Below are 15734 nucleotides of genomic sequence, written 5' to 3'. Positions count from 1 at the left end.
ATAGAAAGGGTTGTCACAGAAACACGGCGGCGGAAGGCGGGGGCGCGGTGCTCATCGGGGGCGGATACACGGCTGAGGTCAGCGTGCGGGGAGCGGCCGTGCGGGCGCTCGGCCACCACGGGCGGGAGCTGATCACGAGCTGGCCCGAAGGCGGCCCCGTCCCCCACCATGCCGGGACGGTCCTCGCCCCCTGGCCCAACCGCGTCGCCGCGGGCCGGTACGTCTTCGACGGCGACACCCACCAGCTCGACCTCACCGAGCCCCGCCGGGGCAACGCCATCCACGGCCTCGTCGCCGCCGTCGACTGGGAGCCCGTCGAGTCCGGCGCGGCCCACGCCGTGCTGGCGCACACGATCACCCCGGCCCCCGGCTACCCGTTCACGCTCGCGCTGCGCGCCGAGCACCGCCTCACCGAGGACGGCCTCACCACCACGCTCACCGCCACGAACCTCGGCGAGCGCCCCGCCCCCTACGGCTGCGCCCCGCATCCGTGGCTGCTCGGCGACGACCTGCTGCGGGTACCCGCCTCGCGGGTGCTGCTGACCGACGAGGCGCTGCTGCCGCTCAAGCTGGCCGACGTCCACACGACCTTCTACGATTTCCGCGACCCCCGTCCCACGTCCGGCCTGGACGTGGACCACGCCTTCACGGGCCTGTCGGCGGGCGAGGTCCGGGTCGGCGCGACCAGGATCACCTGGGACCCGGCGGTGATGCCGTGGGTGCAGGTGTGCACCGGCGCCCAGCTCGGCTACCCGGGGGTCGCGGTCGAGCCGATGACCTGCCCGCCCGACGCCTTCAACTCGGGCACCGACCTGGTCAGGCTGGCCCCGGGCGGGAGCCACTCCGCCTCCTGGACGATCTCCGCGGTGGACGACAGAATCAGATCCCGTGGAAAGTAGGACAAAACGGCGGCTCACCCCCGCCGAACTCGACGACCTGACACGACGAGCCGTGGGAGCCGGAGTCCGCACCGCCGAAGAACTGACCGACGGGTACGCCAACGCGGTCTGGCGGCTGCGGCTCGACGACGACCGCGACGTGGTCCTCAAACTCGCCCCCCATCCCGATCTGGAGCTGCTCTCCTTCGAGCGCCACATACTGCGCATGGAGGCCGAGTCGATCGGCCTCGCGGCGGGCGTCGGCGTGCCGGTGGCCGAACTGGTGCGGGCGGGCTTCGACGACCCGGTGCTCGGCGGCGACTACCTGGTGTTCGAGACGCTCACCGGAGTCCCGTGGAACCAGGTCGAGCCCGACTCCCCCGCCGAGCTGCGCCGCGAGCTCGGCAGGCTGCTGGCGACCCTGAGCACCGTCACACAGCCGCCCGGCGCGGAGCCGGTGTTCGGCGCCCCCCACGCGGGGCTGTCCGGCCACACGTGGCGTGCGGCGTTCCTGACGATGCTCGACGCCCTCCTGTCCGACACCGTACGGTTCCCGACACCCCTGCCGGTCCCCGCCGAGGAGATGCGCGAGGTGGCGGAGCGGGCGGCGTGGGCCCTGGAAGAGGTGGAGCAGCCGAGGCTGGTGCACTTCGACGTGTGGCTGGGCAATGTGTTCCTGTCGCCCGGCGCGCGGGCGCCCATCCAGGCGATCATCGACCACGAGCGGGCCTTCTGGGGCGACCCGCTCGCCGAACTGCTCATGCCGACGCTCTACCAGGGGCTCGACGAGGCCGATCCGCTGGTGGCGGGCTACCGGGAGGTGGCGCCGCTGGACCTCGGCCCGGCCGCCCGCGTCCGCCTGCTGCTCTACAAGATGTACCTGTACACGATCTTCCTGGTGGAGAACGGCCCCCGTCAGTACCCCGAGGAGGACTACGCCCCGATGCGGGACAACGCCATCGCCCGCCTGGGCGAGACCGTGGCCGCGCTCCGCTGAGACCGGCTCAGGCCGCGGCAGGGGCGGCCTCCGCCAGGCTGAGGGCCTCGACCAGGCGGCGGTACAGCTCGTCCGAGGCCATCAGCTCCTCGTGGGTGCCCCTGGCGCGGATCCCGCCGTCCTCCATCACGATGATGGTGTCGGCGTCGATCACGGTGGACAGCCGGTGCGCGATGGTGACGACCGCCCCCTTGCGGGACCGGTCGGCGATGCAGTCGTGCACGGCGGCCTCGGTGAGCCCGTCGAGCTGGGCGGTGGCCTCGTCGAGCAGCAGCACGTCGGGGGTCCGCAGCAGCGCTCTGGCCAGCGCGATCCGCTGCCGCTGGCCGCCGGAGACCGAGGTCGCCGACAGCTCCGAGTCCAGCCGGTCCTCGATCTCGCCGAGCCTGACCTCCTCCATGACCCGCTTCAGCTCCTCCTCCGTGGCCTCCGAGTGGGAGAGCAGGAGGTTCTCGCGGACGGTGCCCGGGATGATCGGGGTGTCCTGCTCGACGTAGGCCAGCCGCCGCCTGACGGCGTCGTGCGAGTACTCCCGGTACGGCACCCCGTCCATGAGGATCTCGCCGTCCTGCGGCTGCAGGAAGCGCAGCAGCAGGGAGAGGACAGTGGTCTTGCCCGCGCCGGAGGGTCCGACGATGGCGGTGTGGCCGAGGCGGGGGACGGCGAGGTCCACGCCGCGCAGGGCGGGTTCCGCACCGGGCGCGTACGCGGCGGTGACACCGCGCAGTTCCAGGATCGGCCCGTCCGTGCCGGGGCGGGCGCTCGCCGCACCCTCGGTGCCGCCGGTCTCCTGCTCCAGTTCGTCGAGGCTGCGGATGCGCTCGGCGGCGGCCATACCGGACTGCAGGGCGGTGACGTTCTGGCTCAGCTCGGTGACGGGCTCCATGAGCGCGAACGCGTACAGGAGGAAGGCGATGAGGCTGGAGACCTCCAGCAGGCCGAGGCCGACCCGCCAGGCGCCGATACCGAGGACCATGATGATGGCGAGCTGGATTCCGGCCCAGGCGATGGTCCACGCGACCGCCTCGTGGCGGACGGCGCGCACGGCGTGGGCGGCCGAGGCGCGGGCGTCGGCGATGATGCGCTCGGCCTGACGTTCCTCCGCCCGGCTCACCTTGACCGTCTTGATGGCCCGCAGGGTGCCTTCGAGCAGGCCGCCGAGCCGGCCGACGTGCTCCTGGGCGCGTTCCTGCGCCTTGGCGATGCCGGGCATCAGCGTCATGAACAGGACGGCCACCACGACCACCGCGCCGACGGTGGTGCCGAGCAGCACCATGTCGAGCACGCCCATCATCACCAGGGTCCCGACCAGCATGACGACGCCGTTGAACAGGCCGATGACGCTGGAGGAGGCCGCCTCGCGCAGGAGCACGGTGTCGGAGGTCACCCGGGTGACCAGCTCACCGGTCGACCGCTTGGTCACCGCGGGCACGGTCGCCCTCAGCAGCCGCCGCACGACGGACACGCGAGCGCCCAGCACGACTTCCTCGCCCACCTTGCCCAGCATGATCCACTGGACGGTGAACAGGACCACACCGGCCACGAGCAGGCCCAGCAGGGCGCCGACCGGCCCGGCGAGCGAGGCCGAGGCGTTCAGCGTGTCGAGGACCCACTTGGTCACCATCGGCGTCGCGAGGCTGAGCCCCGAGCCCAGCAGGGCGAGCAGCAGCCCGACGAGGAGCTTGACCTTGTGCGGCCTGGCGAACGACCACAGTATTCGGAGCCTGGGGAACTTTTTCGGATCGCTCATGCCTATAGTGGAACACGATTGTTCCGTTGTGGGCAAATCGTTTTCGTCGGTGATAGCTTCGACCCATGACTGTCGCCGACACCGGATTGCGGGCGCGGACCCGGCGGGCCATCCTCGACGCCGCCTTCGCCACCCTCATCAAGAACCCCAGCGCGTCCCTCAGCGACGTGGCCGCCTCGGCCGGGGTCGGCCGCACGACCATCCACCGCTACTTCCCCGAGCGCTCGGCCCTGCTGACCGCCATGGGCCAGGACGTCCTCGACAAGATCGGCGCCGCCACCCTGAAGGCGCGGCCGGAGGAGGGCCCGGCCCTGGCCGCGCTGGACCGGCTCTGCCAGGAGTACTTCGAGCTCGGCGACTACCTCATGCTCGCCTTCATGGAACCGACGCTGACCTCGCCGGAGTGGGAGGAGGAGAGCGAGTCCGACCGCATGGTCGCGAAGCTGATCTCGCGCGCGCACCGCGAGGGCTCGATCGACCCCGCGATGCCCGCCTCATGGGTGCACCAGGTGCTCTGGACGCTGATGTACGCGGGATGGCAGCACGTCAGGGAGGACGAGGCCCCCAAGCACGACGCGCTGACCCTGTGCCTGCGCTCGCTGCGCAAGATACTGGCCCCCTGACGGCCTTTGCGGATCGGCGGGCGTGTGCGATCCTATTCATTGGGTGATGAATTATGGACTGCGTCATCGCGGGTGGCGGACCGGCGGGTGCCATGCTGGCCCTGTTGCTGGCCAGGTCGGGCGTCGAGGTCACGCTGCTGGAGAAACACGCCGACTTCCTGCGCGACTTCAGAGGCGACACCATTCACCCCTCCACCCTCCAGGTGCTCGACGAGCTCGGCCTGGCGCGGAAGTTCCTGAAACTGCCCCACCGCAAGTCGTACGGCCTGTCGATGGTCACCGACCGGGGCGTCGTGCCGATCGCCTCGCTGCGCGGGCTGAAGGGCAAATACGACTTCATCGCCTTCGTCCCACAGTGGGACTTCCTCGATCTGCTGACCGGGGCCGCCGCCCGGTATCCCAACTTCCACCTGCTCATGAACTCCGAGGCGTGCGGCCTGATCCGCGAGGACGGCGTCGTGCGCGGGCTGAGGTACCGCGACGCCTCCGGCGAGCACGAGTTGCGGGCCCGGCTCACCGTGGCGGCCGACGGCAGGGGTTCCACGCTGCGGGCCGCCGCCGGACTGGTGCCCAAGGAGTTCGGCGCCCCCATGGACGTGCTGTGGTTCCGGCTGCCGCGCGTCGAGGGCGACCCCGTGGCGGCGTTCCTGCGGGTGTCGCAGCGGCACCTGATGGTGGCCCTCGACCGGGGCGACTACTGGCAGCTCGCCTACGCCATCCCGAAGGGCGGCTACGACCTGCTGCGGGCCGGCGGCATCGACGCCCTGCGCGAGCCGGTGTCGCGGCTGCTGCCGTTCCTCGGCGAGCGGGTCGCCCTCCTACGCGGCTACGACGACGTCAGCATGCTCACCGTGGTCCAGAACCGGCTGCGCCGCTGGCACCTGCCCGGCCTGCTGTTCATCGGGGACGCCGCGCACGCGATGTCGCCGGTGTTCGGGGTCGGCATCAACCTCGCCGTGCAGGACGCGGTCGCCGCCGCGAACCTGCTGACGGGCCCGCTCCTCTCCGGCGCGCCCGTCCCCGAGTCGGCGCTGCGCCTGGTGCAGAAGCGGCGCATGCTGCCCACGTGGCTGACCCAGCTCGCCCAGCGGGTGGCCCAGGACCGTCTCATCGTGCCCGCCCTCAGCGGCCGCCTGCGCACGCCTGGACACACCCGTGACCTCACCCGGCTGCCGCTGCCGAGGGCGCTCGCGCGCCGCTTCATCGGGCTGGGGGTGCGACCCGAGCACGTCCGTACCATGCCGGGGGTCGGCGTGCGGACCGAAGTGGAATACCCTCGTTAATCGTGAGCGCTCTGAGCAACCTCGAATCCTGGCGGTCGCTACCCGCCGCCCAGCAGCCTGACTGGCCCGACCACGCCGAGCTGGACAAGGTCGTCGCCGAGCTCGGCACCCTGCCGCCTCTCGTCTTCGCCGGGGAGTGCGACCAGCTGAAGGACCAGCTGGCCGCCGTGGCCCGGGGTGAGGCCTTCGTCCTCCAGGGCGGTGACTGCGCGGAGACCTTCGCGGGCGCCACCGCCGACAACGTGCGCAACAAGCTCAAGACCCTGCTGCAGATGGCGATCGTCCTCACGTACGCGGGCAGGGTCCCGGTCGTGAAGATCGGCCGGCTGGCCGGGCAGTTCGCCAAGCCGCGTTCGAAGGGCACCGAGACCCGCGACGGAGTGACGCTGCCCGCCTACCGGGGCGACATGGTCAACGGCTTCGAGTTCACCGAGGAGTCGCGGGTGCCCGACCCGTGGCGGCTGCTCAAGGCGTACCACTCCTCGGCGGTCACGCTCAACCTGGCCCGCGCCTTCACCAAGGGCGGCTACGCCGACCTGCGCCAGGTGCACGCGTGGAACCAGGACTTCGTCGCCGAGTCGCCCGCGGGCCGCCGCTACGAGCAGCTGGCCAGGGAGATCGACCAGGCGCTCGCGTTCATGCGGGCCTGCGGCGCCGACCCGGAGGAGTTCCACACGGTCGAGTTCTACTCCTCGCACGAGTCGCTGATCCTCGACTACGACCAGGCGCTCACCCGGATCGACTCGCGTACGAACCAGCCGTACGACGTGTCCGCTCACATGGTCTGGATCGGCGAGCGCACCCGCCAGCTCGACGGCGCCCACGTGGAGTTCTTCTCCCGCATCCGCAACCCGATCGGGGTCAAGCTCGGCCCGACCACCACGCCGGACGACGCGCTCACGCTGATCGAGCGGCTCAACCCGCACAACGAGCCGGGCAGGCTGTCGTTCATCACCCGCATGGGCGCCGCCAAGATCCGCGAGCTGCTGCCGCCGCTGGTCAAGGAGATCACCGCCTCCGGCGCCCAGGTGGCGTGGATCTGCGACCCGATGCACGGCAACACCTTCGAGGCGCCGAGCGGCCACAAGACCCGCCGCCTCGACGACGTGCTCGACGAGGTCGCGGGCTTCTTCGAGGTGCACCGCGCGCTCGGTACCCACCCGGGCGGCATCCACATCGAGTTCACCGGCGACGACGTGACCGAGTGCGTGGGCGGCGGCAGCGAGATCGTCGAGGACGACCTCGCGCTGCGCTACGAGACGGCCTGCGACCCGCGCCTCAACCGGGGGCAGTCGCTCGACCTGGCCTTCCGGGTGGCCGAGCTCTACCGCTCGGCCTGAGCCCGCTCATACGCGAAGGGACCCGCCCCATGGGGGCCGGGTCCCTTTCCGCCGCGCGGCTCAGTTCTGGTCGGCCTTGTTCAGCTCCTCGGCCAGCTCGGCGCGGATGGAGTCCATGTCGAGGGCGCGCACCTGGCCGATCAGGTCCTCCAGCGCGGGCGCGGGCAGGGCGCCGGGCTGGGCGAAGACGACGATGCCGTCGCGGATGGCCATGATCGTCGGGATCGAGGAGATCTCGAAGCCCTGCGCGAGGCCGGGCTGCGCCTCGGTGTCGATCTTGCCGAAGGTGATGTCGGCGTGCTTCTCCGACGACTTCTCGAAGATCGGCCCGAACGTGCGGCACGGCCCGCACCACGCGGCCCAGAAGTCGAGCAGGACGATCCCCGTGTCGGCGATGTCGTTGAAGTTGTTCTCGGTTACTTCGATGGTCGCCACCAGGGCTCCTCGTCAGTCGTCGTCGTCAGATGATGCACCGATGTTCAACCATCTACCCCCGGGCGACATTCCGTATCCTGGGCCCTCCCGCCCCTTTCGGGGCGGGAGGGCGGCGGCTCAGCGGAGCGAGAGGCCGATCAGAACGGGGTCGTGGTCGGAGGCGCGGTAGGCGTCGGGCCGGTACAGGTGGGGCGGGTTGTACTCCGTGTTGTAGTCGAGGATGCGCGGTTCGTCGGCGTTGATGTGCCAGATCGTCGCGCCCGTCACCCGCTTGGCCAGCTTACGGCCCGCCAGCGCGTGGTCGAGTTCGCCGGACCGGCCCTCGAAGACGTAGCTGTAGCGCTGCGCGGCGGGGACGAAGCGCTTGGTGAGGCTGGTGAAGCCGCCCGCCTGGAAGGCGTCGATCGGGTCCTCCTCGCCGTAGGCGTTGAGGTCGCCGAGCACGAGCGGGTTCGGCCGGCTGCCCGCCAGCGCGAGCACGGCCTGCGCCTGCTTCACCCGGGTCGGGTTCCAGCAGCCCTGGCCGTCGCCCTGGTCGGCGTCCGGGCCGCTCGCGGGGCAGCTGCCCTTCGACTTGAAGTGGTTCACGATCATCGTGACCTCCTGCCCGCCCCCGGCCGGGCGGAAGGTCTGGACCAGCGGCGGACGGCTGAAGACCGGGTCCTGCGAGGAGGCGGCCGCGCCGACCGGCCGCAGGACGCGCGGCTTGTAGACGATCGCGACCTGGATCTGGTCGGTGCCCGGGTACGGGTGCGTCAGCGCCGCGTACGTGCCCGCGCCGACCTCGGCGTTGAGCGCGTCCACCAGGGCCCGCAGGGCGGTCTGGCCGTTGTTCTCGACCTCCATGAGGCCGACGGCGTCGGCGTCCAGGCCCTTGAGCGCGGCCACCAGCTTGGCGAGCTGGCGCTCCTGCTCGGCGGCGTTGCTCGCACCGCGCGAGCCGAGGGTGGTGAACCAGTTGAGCGTGTTCATGCCCGCGACGCGGACGTCGCCGCCGACGCGCTCGGGCCGGGCCGGGCGCGGGTTGGCGGAGGCGGTCCTGAGCGGCTCGGTGGGCTGCAGGCGGTACTTGCCGAAGCCGTAGCCGAGCACCCCGGTGGCCTCCACGACGTGGTCGCCCGCACGCACGACCGGCGGCAGCGCGGCCGGGTTCTCGCGGGTCGAGCCGTCGTCGAGGAGCAGGGTGCGGCGTGCGTCGGCGGCGGGGTCCACGCCTGGCCGGTCGGTGGGCTGGAAGAGGCGCCCGCCCGCCGCGACGGTCATCTCGCCGAACCGGCCGAGGTTGTAGTGGTCGGTGACGGTCAGCGGGCCGGGGAAGGTGAGGAGCATGTTCTCGACGTGCTCCAGGCCGTCGCTCGGCAGCCGGTACGGCGTCGCCGCGACCGTCCCGGTGCCGCACACCTCGACGGCGGTGACCGGCGACAGCTCCGTCCAGCCGTTGAACTCGATCACCCTGCCGGTGACGAGCACCCGGTCACCGGCCTTGACATCCTTGAACGTGGCTCGGGCGAAGGCGAACAGGCCCTCCGCGGTGGCCGGGTCGGCGTCGGGGGTCGGGTCCTGGAGGAAGAACCCGTTGAGCTGGTCGGCGTTCTGGAAGTCGCCGGTGACGACGCCTTCGACGGTGACGGTCTGCCCGGCGAGGGGGCTGGCGTCACCGCTGCCCTGCACCTGGGCGATCTGATGGGTCGGCGGTGTGTCGCAGGCGGCGGGCACGGGGCTCACCGCGAGCGCCGGGGTGGCCGTCAGGGCGAGGACGGCCACGGCGCCGAAGGCCGCTCGGGATAAAACGCGCATGACGCGCACTTTACGGGCTGTTGTGCTCGCATTTTTCGACATGAATGTGGACAGAGCGTTAAATCATCTAACCTTGACACTCTCCGGCGTGGGGTATGACCAGTGCATGGACTGGGTCACCTGCACACAGGCTCCTGCTTGTACCGGCTTGGCCTACCGGCCCTCCGGTCTCTGCCTCTACCACCAGTCTCCCGCCCAGCGCGCGGAGATCCTGCGTACCTTCGCCCCCGGCCGCCTGGTCGACCTGCGCGGCACCACGCTCGACGACGACCTGCTCACGCAGGTCCTGGCGGCCACCGGCAGCCGTCCCGGACGTACCAGGCTCGACCGGGCCAGGTTCACCGCCGACGCCCGCTTCGGCGGCGTGAGCTTTCTCGGCGACGTCTCCCTCGACGGCGCCCGCTTCGACCGGCTCGCCTCCTTCTTCGGCGCCCGCTTCGAGGGCAACGTCTCGCTCGCGGGCGCCGTCTTCGCCCGCGAGCTGTCCTTCCACGGCGTCGGCGTGCGCGGGCACGCCTCGCTCGACCGGGCCGTGCTCGCCCGCGACGCGTTGTTCAGCCAGGCCGCCTTCGGGCGGGGGCTGTCGTGCGAGCGGGCCAGGTTCGACGGCTACACCGTCTTCGACGACGCCCGGCTCGGTGAGACGACGAGCTTCAGGGGCGCCCGCTTCGGCCGTACGCTGTCGTTCCGCAAGGTCAGCGGGGGCGCGGGCTTCGACACCGCGCACTTCGCCGGCAACGCCTACCTGTCGATGACCGGACGGCTGTCGGCCTCCCGGGTGCGGGCGGACGCCGGGCTCGACGTGTGCGTCACCGGCTCCGGCGCCGACTTCCGGCGGGCGGAGATCGCCGGCAGGCTGCTGCTCAAACTCGCCGACTCCCAGGCCGATCTGGAGGGGGCGGTGCTGCACGGCCCCGCCAGCGTGACCGGGCGCGGCCAGGCCGCGCTGCACTCGTTGCGCGACGTGCGCGCGCCGGAGCTCTCGCTGGCCGGGCTCGACCTGTCGTGCTGCCGTTTCGCCGGGTTCGCCCATCCGTCGGGGCTGCGGCTGAAGGACTGCACGTTCGGGCTCACGCCGCGCGGGGTGCGGGTCGGGCTGCACTGGCCGCCGCTGCGCTGGTTCACGCGGCGGCGCTGGCTGGCCGACGAGCACGGCCTGCACGAGCACGCGCCGGACGGCGGCCCGCAGTCGGCCGCCGGGCAGGCCGACGCCGAGCGCCTGGCCGCGCTGTACGCGGAGTTGCACCGGTGTATGGACGACCGCAACACCGCCAGCGACTTCGCCTTCGGCGCGATGGAGATGCGACGGATGGCCACCCGCCGCTGGTGGCTGTCGCTGTCGTGGCTGCTGTGGGGGTACGGCCTGCGGATGGGCCGCACGGTGGTGTGGTTCACGTTACTGGCCGCCATCGCCATGGGGGCGGTCTTCGTGGCCACCGCCTCGCACGCCACCCGCCGAAGCAGCCCGCCGCCCGCGCCCCGCCCGCCGGAGTCAGTGCAGTTCCGCTAGCGTCCGCTCGATCCCGGCCATGACCCGGCCGCGCCAGCCGCCGCCCATGATCTTCCTGCTGAGCTGCTGCGCCGGGTCGTCGGGGTCGAAGCCCTCGTGATCGAGCAGGAGCCTGGTGCCCCTGCCCTCGGGCACCAGGCGCCAGGTCACGGTCCAGTCGGCGGCCGAGCCGCCCCGCCAGCTGATGCGCAGCAGCCGTTCCGGCTCCAGTTCCAGGACCTCGCAGTGCACGACGCCGTCGAACCCCGTGGCGGCCACGGGGTCGGTGGTGAAGGTGAAGGCGTGCCCGACCTCGGGCTTGAACGTGTTCGGCATCAGCCACCTGGCCACGAGTTCGGGCTCGGTGAGCGCCCGCCACACCTTGGCCGGCGGGTGGGCGAGGTACTGGTCCAGGTGGATCGCGGTGCGGTCTTCAGTCATCGTCTTCCATCTCGTCCAGGACGCCGGCGAGCCCGATGAGCCGTTCGCGCCAGAACCGTTCGTACGGCGTGAGCCAGTCGCTCAGTTCCATCAGCGGCGCCGCCTCCAGCCGGTACACCCGTTCTCTGCCCCGGCGGCTCTCGGTCACCAGCCCGGCCTGCCTGAGGACCCGCAGGTGCTCGGAGACGCTCGGGCGGCTCATGTCGAAGCGCTCGGCCAGCCTGCCCGCGGGCAGTTCGCCCTCGTCGAGCAGCAGCCGGAGCAGGCGCCGCCGGGCGGGGCTGGCGAGGGCGCCGAAGACGTCGGTCATGCCGCGCACAATACGTAGGGAATATCCTACGTGTCAATCTCCGGGATGTCCCCGATGGGGTCATGAGGGGCGGCGTCCGTAGACTTGGCACATGCGGATCGACGACTACGTGGCCGAACTCGAGCGGGCCATGACCGGCCCCGCGAGGTTCAAGCGCGACCTGGTCGTCGAGGCCCGCGACAGCCTGACGGACGCGGCCGACGCGATGGAGGACGGGGGTCTCGACCGCGCCGAGGCCGAGCGGCTGGCCGTGCTGGAGTTCGGCGAGGTCGAGGAGATCGCACCCGGCTACCAGGCCGAGCTCCAGGCGCACGCCGGCCGCAGGCTCGGCGTGCTGCTGTTCGTCAGCGTGCCCGCGATCACCCTGTGCTGGGGTTTCGTGTGGCACTTCTTCCCCGCCGACCAGTCGGCGTGGGCGCAGGCCCCCGGCTGGTACTCGGTGGCCTCCAAAGTCCTCGACTACGCGCAGCTCGCGATCGGCGTCGCGGGCGGCCTCGCCGCGCTGGCGCTGGGGCGCGGGGCGCGGCTGCTCGGCCGGGCCCGGCTGGTCACGCGATCGCTGGGCGGCGCGGCGCTGTCGATGCTGGCGCTGACGGCGGTGCTCGGCACCGCGCTCTCACTGGGCTCGCACGGCCCGGAGGGCTTCGCCTCCTATCTGCCCGGCCTGGTCGTCGCGGTGGCGACGTACGCGCTGGCGGGGTTGCAGCTCCTCGGCGCGGTGAGCTGCCTGCGCGTCACTCGGCCCGCCGCGCGGCGGGCCTGAGCACTCCGCCGATGGCGGAGGTGAACTCGCGCCAGGCGGACCGCTCGCCCTCGAGTTGCCGCCTGCCGGAGTCGGTGAGCCGGTAGGTGCGCCTCCTGCGTCCTCCGACGGTGGCCCATTCGCTGGTCAGGTAGCCGACGCGCTCCAGCCGCCGCAGGGCCGGGTAGACGGTGCCCGTGGGCACGCTGAGCGCGCCCCCGCTGCGTTCCTGCAGCGCCTCGATGATGGCGTAGCCGTGCAGCGGCTCGCTCTCCAGCACCGAGAGCAGCAGGGCGTCCATGTGGCCGCGGAGCGCGTCCGGATTCATGGGCCCAATCCTAGATTCCCGTTCGTCATGTAGACAGCCTACAGGTAGTGTCTCTATATGTAGATAGACACACTATAAAGAAGGTTGGGGAGACATGGAGGCACTGGATCTCGCGCGCCTTCAGTTCGCGCTCACGGGCAGCCTGCACTTCCTGTTCGTCGTGCTGACCCTGGGACTGGCGCCGGTCGTCGCCGTTCTGAACACCCTGTGGGTCCGCTCGGGCAAGCCGCTCCACGAGCGGATGACCCGCTTCTGGGGCCAGATCTACGTGATCAACTACGCTCTGGGCATCGTGAGCGGGCTGGTCATGGAATTCCAGTTCGGGCTGTCGTGGAGCGGGCTGTCCCACTACGCGGGCGACGTGTTCGGCGCGCCCCTCGCGATGGAGACGCTCATCGCCTTCTTCCTGGAGTCCACCTTCCTCGGTCTGTGGATCTTCGGATGGAACCGGCTCCCGCGCCGCCTCCACCTGGCCTGCGTCTGGCTCGTCACGCTCACCGCCTACGCCAGCGCGTTCTTCATCATGGTCGCCAACTCCTTCCTGCAGAACCCGGCGGGAGCCGTGGTCGCCGACGGGCGCATGCGACTCGTCGACTTCGGCGCGCTGCTCACCAACGAGACCCTGGTGTTCGCGCTGCCGCACGTCGTGAGCGCCGCCATGGTCGCGGGCGGGCTGGTGATGGCCGCCGCCAGTGCCTACCGGCTCATGCGCCGCACCCGCGAGCACGAGTTCTTCGTCAAGTCGATGCGCACCGGCGTCGTGGTCGCCGCCATCGGCTCCATCGCCGTCGTCGGCTTCGGCTACGCCCAGTTCTCCGCCATCGACACGGACAAGTTCTCCCGAAACCCCACCGCCGGCGCCGCGCTCGGCTTCATGGACCTCATCGGCAGCCTGCTCATGTTCGTCCTCGCCGTCGTCCTGCTGCCGCTGATCGCCTGGCTGCCCCGATGGCGCTGGACCCACCCCATCGTCATCCTGCTCACCCCGCTGCCGTTCATCGCCTCGATCCTCGGCTGGATCGCCCGCGAGGTCGGCCGCCAGCCCTGGATGATCTCGGGACGGCTCACCGTCGCCGACGCCATGTCACCCGGCCTCACGCCCGGCATGGTCACCGCCTCGCTGATCGGCTTCGTCGGCGTGCTCGGCCTGCTCGCCGTCGTCGACTACGTCCTCATCCTCAGAGCCGTCCGCCGCGGCCCCATGGAACCCGACCTCGGCGCACCGGCCGTCCCCGACCCGCGCCCGCAGCCCGCGAGCCTCTAGGAGCCCCGATGGAACTCATCTGGTTCGTCCTGTTCGCCGCCCTGCTGGCGGGCTACTTCGCCCTTGAGGGCTTCGACCTCGGCGTCGGCATGCTCATGTTCGGCCGCAAGCAGGGGCGCCGCGACGAGATGGTCTCCGCGATGGCGCCGTTCGTGCTGGCCAACGAGGTGTGGCTGGTCGCGGTCGCCGGAGCCCTGTTCGGCGTCTACCCCCACCTGGAGGGCAAGGCGCTGTTCGGCCTGTACCCGATCGTCGTCACGATGCTGCTGGCGTGGATCGTGCGCGACGCGGGCCTGTGGTTCCGCCGCCGGATCGGCGGCCCCCGGTGGCGCGCGTTCTGGGACCTGCTCGTCTCGGCGGGCTCCCTCGCCCTCGCCTTCGGCTGGGGCCCGGCCCTGTACGGCGCCGCCACCGGCTTCACCGCCTCCCCGCTGCACCCGCTCGGCCTGCTCCTCGGCGCGGCCGTCGCCGGGTTGTTCCTCCTGCACGGCCGCGCCTTCCTGGCCTGGCGCGCGGGCGGCAGGGCACGCACCCTCCTCGCCACCGCCGCGCTCGCCGCCCTGCCCCCGCTGGGGCTGCTGGCCGGCGCCATGCCGTACATGCTCGACAACACCGCGCCCTCGCCTACCCTGAGTGTGCTCAGTTTCATCGTGTTGCCGCTCGCGCCGGTCATGGCGGGCGCGCAAGTATGGGTGTGGCGCACCTTCCGGCGCGCCGACCGAACACCGTCGTTCTTCTGAGGACCCGTGCACAAGGATCTCCTGCGGCTCATGCGGGCCGAGCAGTCCGTACGGCGGCACCTCGCGGTCACGCTGGCCGCCGCCGTACTCGCCGGACTGCTCGTCCTCGTCCAGGCGGAAGTCCTGGCCGGGGTGTTGTCCGGCCGCTTCACCCTCGCCGCCCTCGGCGTCCTCGCGGCCGTCGTCGCGCTGCGCGCCCTCCTCGGCTGGACCCAGGGCGTCGTCGCCGGGCGCACCGCCACCGGGGTCAAGAGCGCGCTGCGCCACCGGCTGCTCGGCAGGCTGGGCGAACTCGGGCCCGCCCGGCTGTCCGGCCACCGCTCCGGCGAACTCGTCACCCTCACCGGACGCGGGCTCGACCGGCTCGACCCCTATCTCACGGGCTACCTGCCCGCGGCGGCCGTCGCCGCCGTCGTGCCGGTCGCGGTGCTCGTCCGCCTGTTCTCGGCCGACCTGGCCAGCGCGGTCATCGTGCTGGTCACCGTGCCGCTCATCCCGATCTTCGGGGCGCTGGTCGGCATGCACACCAAGGCCGCCACCGAGCGCCAGTTCCACGCGCTGTCGCGGCTCGGCGGCCACTTCCTCGACGTCGTGCGCGGGCTGCCCACGCTGCGCGCCTTCGGCCGGGCCCGTCACCAGGCCCGCGTCATCGAGCAGGTCGCCGACGCCCACCGGGGGGCCACCATGCGCACCCTGCGCGTGGCCTTCCTGTCGGCGCTGGTGCTGGAGTTGTGCGCGTCGTTGTCGCTGGCGCTGGTCGCCGTCCCCGTCGGGCTGCGGCTGCTCGGCGGCACCCTCGATCTGGAGACCGCGCTGCTGGTGCTGCTGCTGGCGCCGGAGGCGTACCTGCCGCTGCGGATGATGGGCACCCGCTTCCACGCCTCCATGGAGGGCGTGGCGGCGGCGGACGCGGCCTTCGCCGTCCTCGACGGGCAGGGCGCGCCCGAGGCTGCCTCCGGCCGGGGCCGCGACGGCACGCGCCCGCCGGAGATCCGGCTGGAGAACGTCACCGTCCGCTACCCCGGCCGCGACACCGACGCCCTCACCGACGTCTCCCTCACGATCGCGCCCGGCGAGCGGGTGGCGCTGGTCGGCGAGAGCGGCGGCGGCAAGAGCACGCTGCTGCACCTGATCCTCGGCTTCGTCACCCCCGTCTCCGGACGGGTGCTCGTCGACGGCGAGGAGGTCACCGACCTTGAGCGCTGGCGGGCCGAACTGGCGTTCGTGCCGCAGCGGCCGCACCTGTTCGCGGTGTCGGTCGCCGACAACATCCGGCTCGGCCGGCCGTCGGCGTCCCTGGAGGACGTACGGCGGGCC

The 15734-nt window shown here is 71.8% G+C and carries 15 protein-coding genes and 1 pseudogene; 10 read left to right on the top strand and 6 right to left on the bottom strand.

From position 1 onward, the window contains the following. Nucleotides 1-47: 47 nt before the first annotated feature. Nucleotides 48-899 carry an aldose epimerase family protein gene (locus ABD120_RS28745; protein WP_343953267.1) on the top strand — a complete coding sequence of 284 codons (852 nt, stop codon included), beginning with the start codon at nucleotides 48-50 and terminating at the stop codon, nucleotides 897-899. After that, complete coding sequence (locus tag ABD120_RS28740; protein ID WP_343953266.1) at nucleotides 889-1875, top strand: phosphotransferase family protein; 987 nt, start codon at nucleotides 889-891, stop codon at nucleotides 1873-1875. The genes ABD120_RS28745 and ABD120_RS28740 overlap by 11 nt, the downstream gene beginning before the upstream one ends. A gap of 7 nt (nucleotides 1876-1882) precedes the next feature. On the opposite strand, the gene ABD120_RS28735 is transcribed toward ABD120_RS28740, so the two are convergent. Continuing rightward, complete coding sequence (locus ABD120_RS28735) at nucleotides 1883-3625, bottom strand: ABC transporter ATP-binding protein (RefSeq protein WP_343953265.1); 1743 nt, start codon at nucleotides 3623-3625, stop codon at nucleotides 1883-1885. Nucleotides 3626-3690: 65 nt separating this feature from the next. Here ABD120_RS28735 and ABD120_RS28730 point away from each other — a divergent pair, with 65 nt between their 5' ends. The 3 genes from ABD120_RS28730 to ABD120_RS28720 are packed head-to-tail and all read left to right on the top strand — an operon-like array spanning nucleotide 3691 to nucleotide 6871. Beyond that, entirely contained in the window at nucleotides 3691-4248 is a 558-nt protein-coding gene (locus ABD120_RS28730) for a TetR/AcrR family transcriptional regulator (protein ID WP_343953264.1), read from the top strand. A gap of 53 nt (nucleotides 4249-4301) precedes the next feature. Continuing rightward, nucleotides 4302-5531 (top strand): FAD-dependent oxidoreductase, encoded by a 1230-nt coding sequence (locus tag ABD120_RS28725; protein ID WP_343953263.1) that lies wholly within the window; start codon nucleotides 4302-4304, stop codon nucleotides 5529-5531. Nucleotides 5532-5533: 2 nt separating this feature from the next. Continuing rightward, nucleotides 5534-6871, top strand: coding sequence for a class II 3-deoxy-7-phosphoheptulonate synthase (locus tag ABD120_RS28720; protein ID WP_343953262.1), 1338 nt, complete (start codon nucleotides 5534-5536; stop codon nucleotides 6869-6871). 60 nt (nucleotides 6872-6931) lie between these two features. Here the strand turns inward: ABD120_RS28720 and ABD120_RS28715 are convergent, their stop codons facing one another. Both ABD120_RS28715 and ABD120_RS28710 read right to left on the bottom strand, forming a co-directional pair. Next, nucleotides 6932-7306: a thioredoxin family protein gene (locus tag ABD120_RS28715; protein ID WP_343953261.1), complete on the bottom strand. Its 375-nt coding sequence runs from the start codon at nucleotides 7304-7306 to the stop codon at nucleotides 6932-6934. A 117-nt stretch (nucleotides 7307-7423) separates the two neighbouring features. Further along, nucleotides 7424-9103 carry an ExeM/NucH family extracellular endonuclease gene (locus tag ABD120_RS28710; RefSeq protein ID WP_343953260.1) on the bottom strand — a complete coding sequence of 560 codons (1680 nt, stop codon included), beginning with the start codon at nucleotides 9101-9103 and terminating at the stop codon, nucleotides 7424-7426. 106 nt (nucleotides 9104-9209) lie between these two features. Here ABD120_RS28710 and ABD120_RS28705 point away from each other — a divergent pair, with 106 nt between their 5' ends. Then, the gene (locus ABD120_RS28705; RefSeq protein ID WP_343953259.1) at nucleotides 9210-10613 is read left to right on the top strand and encodes a pentapeptide repeat-containing protein; all 1404 of its coding nucleotides are present in this window, start codon (nucleotides 9210-9212) and stop codon (nucleotides 10611-10613) included. Here the strand turns inward: ABD120_RS28705 and ABD120_RS28700 are convergent. Further along, nucleotides 10596-11033: an SRPBCC family protein gene (locus ABD120_RS28700; protein ID WP_343953258.1), complete on the bottom strand. Its 438-nt coding sequence runs from the start codon at nucleotides 11031-11033 to the stop codon at nucleotides 10596-10598. The two genes, ABD120_RS28705 and ABD120_RS28700, sit on opposite strands and share 18 nt — an antisense overlap. Further along, a complete protein-coding gene (locus ABD120_RS28695) occupies nucleotides 11026-11343 on the bottom strand; it encodes an ArsR/SmtB family transcription factor (RefSeq protein WP_343953257.1) in 318 nt (105 codons plus the stop codon). The genes ABD120_RS28700 and ABD120_RS28695 overlap by 8 nt, the downstream gene beginning before the upstream one ends. A gap of 91 nt (nucleotides 11344-11434) precedes the next feature. Between ABD120_RS28695 and ABD120_RS28690 the strand changes: the two genes are divergently transcribed. After that, a complete protein-coding gene (locus ABD120_RS28690) occupies nucleotides 11435-12106 on the top strand; it encodes a permease prefix domain 1-containing protein (RefSeq protein WP_343953256.1) in 672 nt (223 codons plus the stop codon). Here the strand turns inward: ABD120_RS28690 and ABD120_RS28685 are convergent. Continuing rightward, nucleotides 12078-12413 (bottom strand): helix-turn-helix transcriptional regulator, encoded by a 336-nt coding sequence (locus ABD120_RS28685; protein WP_343953255.1) that lies wholly within the window; start codon nucleotides 12411-12413, stop codon nucleotides 12078-12080. The two genes, ABD120_RS28690 and ABD120_RS28685, sit on opposite strands and share 29 nt — an antisense overlap. 94 nt (nucleotides 12414-12507) lie before the next feature. Between ABD120_RS28685 and ABD120_RS28680 the strand changes: the two genes are divergently transcribed. The 3 genes and pseudogenes from ABD120_RS28680 to cydD form a co-directional block, all read left to right on the top strand. Then, a complete protein-coding gene (locus tag ABD120_RS28680; protein ID WP_343953254.1) occupies nucleotides 12508-13677 on the top strand; it encodes a cytochrome ubiquinol oxidase subunit I in 1170 nt (389 codons plus the stop codon). Nucleotides 13678-13685: 8 nt separating this feature from the next. Beyond that, nucleotides 13686-14417, top strand: coding sequence for a cytochrome d ubiquinol oxidase subunit II (locus ABD120_RS28675; protein WP_343953253.1), 732 nt, complete (start codon nucleotides 13686-13688; stop codon nucleotides 14415-14417). A 6-nt stretch (nucleotides 14418-14423) separates the two neighbouring features. Further along, nucleotides 14424-15734 (top strand): annotated as a pseudogene (cydD, locus tag ABD120_RS28670) (thiol reductant ABC exporter subunit CydD); the annotation flags it as partial.

Source organism: Nonomuraea longicatena (assembly GCF_039525605.1).
Lineage (GTDB): Bacteria > Actinomycetota > Actinomycetes > Streptosporangiales > Streptosporangiaceae > Nonomuraea > Nonomuraea longicatena.
Note: the sequence above shows the minus strand (reverse complement) of the source record. Positions and strands in the feature narration are given on the sequence as shown.

Excerpts from the sequence above, each read along its gene's own strand:
- ABD120_RS28735 (WP_343953265.1), bottom strand. The coding sequence starts at position 3,625 with ATGAGCGATCCGAAAAAGTTCCCCAGGCTCCGAATACTGTGGTCGTTC.
- ABD120_RS28725 (WP_343953263.1), top strand. The coding sequence starts at position 4,302 with ATGGACTGCGTCATCGCGGGTGGCGGACCGGCGGGTGCCATGCTGGCC.
- ABD120_RS28705 (WP_343953259.1), top strand. The coding sequence starts at position 9,210 with ATGGACTGGGTCACCTGCACACAGGCTCCTGCTTGTACCGGCTTGGCC.
- ABD120_RS28730 (WP_343953264.1), top strand. The coding sequence starts at position 3,691 with ATGACTGTCGCCGACACCGGATTGCGGGCGCGGACCCGGCGGGCCATC.
- ABD120_RS28700 (WP_343953258.1), bottom strand. The coding sequence starts at position 11,033 with ATGACTGAAGACCGCACCGCGATCCACCTGGACCAGTACCTCGCCCAC.
- ABD120_RS28680 (WP_343953254.1), top strand. The coding sequence starts at position 12,508 with ATGGAGGCACTGGATCTCGCGCGCCTTCAGTTCGCGCTCACGGGCAGC.
- ABD120_RS28675 (WP_343953253.1), top strand. The coding sequence starts at position 13,686 with ATGGAACTCATCTGGTTCGTCCTGTTCGCCGCCCTGCTGGCGGGCTAC.
- ABD120_RS28685 (WP_343953255.1), bottom strand. The coding sequence starts at position 12,413 with ATGAATCCGGACGCGCTCCGCGGCCACATGGACGCCCTGCTGCTCTCG.
- ABD120_RS28690 (WP_343953256.1), top strand. The coding sequence starts at position 11,435 with ATGCGGATCGACGACTACGTGGCCGAACTCGAGCGGGCCATGACCGGC.
- ABD120_RS28710 (WP_343953260.1), bottom strand. The coding sequence starts at position 9,103 with ATGCGCGTTTTATCCCGAGCGGCCTTCGGCGCCGTGGCCGTCCTCGCC.
- ABD120_RS28695 (WP_343953257.1), bottom strand. The coding sequence starts at position 11,343 with ATGACCGACGTCTTCGGCGCCCTCGCCAGCCCCGCCCGGCGGCGCCTG.